Raw genomic sequence first — 1730 nt, 5'->3', positions numbered from 1 at the left:
CGGTGCAGGTGCCGTCCATGGCGATCGCCCGCATGTTAAGCCGTGCGACGAATTTTTCCGACAGCGCGATCTCCTCGGGATCGTTCACATCCATCAGCACAAGCACGTGGAAATTGCCGTCGCCGGCATGGCCGACGATCGGCGCGATCAGGCCCATCTCGGCGATATCGGCCTCGGTTTCCATGACGCATTCGGCAAAGCGCGAGATCGGCACGGAGACATCGGTCGACAGCCCCTTGGCTCCCGGCCGCAGGGTCAGCGACGACCAGTAGGCGTCGTGCCTCGCCTTCCACAATTTGGTGCGCTCCTCGGCGACGCTGGTCCACAGGAACGGCCCGCCGCCATTTTCCTCCGCGATCATGCCGAAGGTTTCGGCCTGTTCGGCAACGCCGGCATCGCTACCATGAAACTCGACGAACAGGCACGGGCTCTCGGGATAGTCGAGCTTGGAATAATTCTTCATCGCCCGCATCTGCAGCGCGTTGACCAGTTCGATGCGCGCCACCGGGATGCCCATCTGGATCGTCGCGATGACCGCGTTGCAGGCCGCCTCGACGCTCGGAAACGGGCAGACGCCGCCCGAAATCGCCTGCGGGATGCCTTGCAGCTTCAAGGTCAGCGACGTGATGATGCCGAGCGTGCCTTCCGAGCCGACCAGCAGCCGCGTCAGATCATAGCCGGCCGAGCTCTTTTTCGCCCGCTTGCCGGTTGTCACCGTTTCGCCGTCGGCCATGACGGCGGTCAGCGACAGCACGTTCTCGCGCATCGTGCCGTAGCGCACCGCGTTGGTGCCGGAGGCCCGCGTTGCGGCCATGCCGCCCAGCGAGGCATTGGCACCGGGATCGATCGGAAAGAACAGGCCGGTGTCGCGCAGATGCCGGTTCAAATCCTCGCGGGTGACGCCGGGTTCGACCGTGCAGTCGAGATCCTGTGGATTGACCGCCAGGATACGGTTCATGCGCGATGTGTCGACCGATATGCCGCCGCCCGGTGCGTTGGTGTGACCCTCCAGCGAGGAGCCGACGCCGAAGGCGATCACCGGCACGCGGTGCGCCGCACAGGCGCGCACGATCTCCTGCACCTCGGCCGTCGTCTCGGGGAACGCAACGCCATCCGGTGCCTGCGTCGGAATGTAGGTGGTGGTATGTGCATGCTGCGAGCGGATCGCCTGGCCGGTCTGAAATCGCTCGCCGAGCTGCTGCTTGAGGATGCCGAGCACCGCAGCGATGCCTTCCTCGTTGCGTTCGACCGGGTTGAGGTCGCTCAGAGCCATGAATTCCTCCGCGAATGGACCAGCGTCCACGCTTGTTATGCGATTATGGATGCGTAGTCTTACCCGCCACGCTCTGTCCAGCACCAGAACAAGGAAGTTTCGATGCCCATCCCCACTCCCTTCGTCTCAAAACACATGGACATCGAGAAGGACTGGATCGACTACAACGGCCATCTCAACATGGCCTATTACAACGTGCTGTTCGACCGCTGCTCGGACGACGCCTTCGAGGCAATGGGCATGGGACCGAACTATGCCAGGGATCGCCGCCTCACCATCTACACCGCCGAAGTCCATGTCTGCTACGTGCAGGAGCTGCATCTCGAGCACAAGGTCACGGTCTCCTTCCAGCTCATCGACCATGACGACAAGCGGCTGCGGGCCTATCAGGAAATCCGCCATGTCGACGGCTGGCTGGCCGCGACTTCCGAATCGCTGTCGCTGCATGTCTTCGACC

The 1730-nt window shown here is 63.1% G+C and carries 2 protein-coding genes; one reads left to right on the top strand and one right to left on the bottom strand.

Going from position 1 to position 1730, the window contains the following annotated elements; all coding sequences use genetic code 11:
- A partial coding sequence (locus EN914_RS34370; protein WP_127389635.1) for an FAD-binding oxidoreductase occupies positions 1–1273 on the bottom strand: 1273 nt, incomplete at its 3' end.
- Between the two features lie 102 nt (positions 1274–1375).
- Between EN914_RS34370 and EN914_RS34365 the strand changes: the two genes are divergently transcribed.
- A partial coding sequence (locus EN914_RS34365; RefSeq protein WP_164779133.1) for a thioesterase family protein occupies positions 1376–1730 on the top strand: 355 nt, incomplete at its 3' end.

Source organism: Mesorhizobium sp. M7A.F.Ca.CA.001.08.2.1 (assembly GCF_003998455.1).
GTDB classification, from domain to species: Bacteria; Pseudomonadota; Alphaproteobacteria; order Rhizobiales; family Rhizobiaceae; genus Mesorhizobium; species Mesorhizobium ciceri.
The sequence above is the reverse complement of the archived record's forward strand: the minus strand, read 5'-3'. Positions and strand labels throughout refer to the sequence as shown.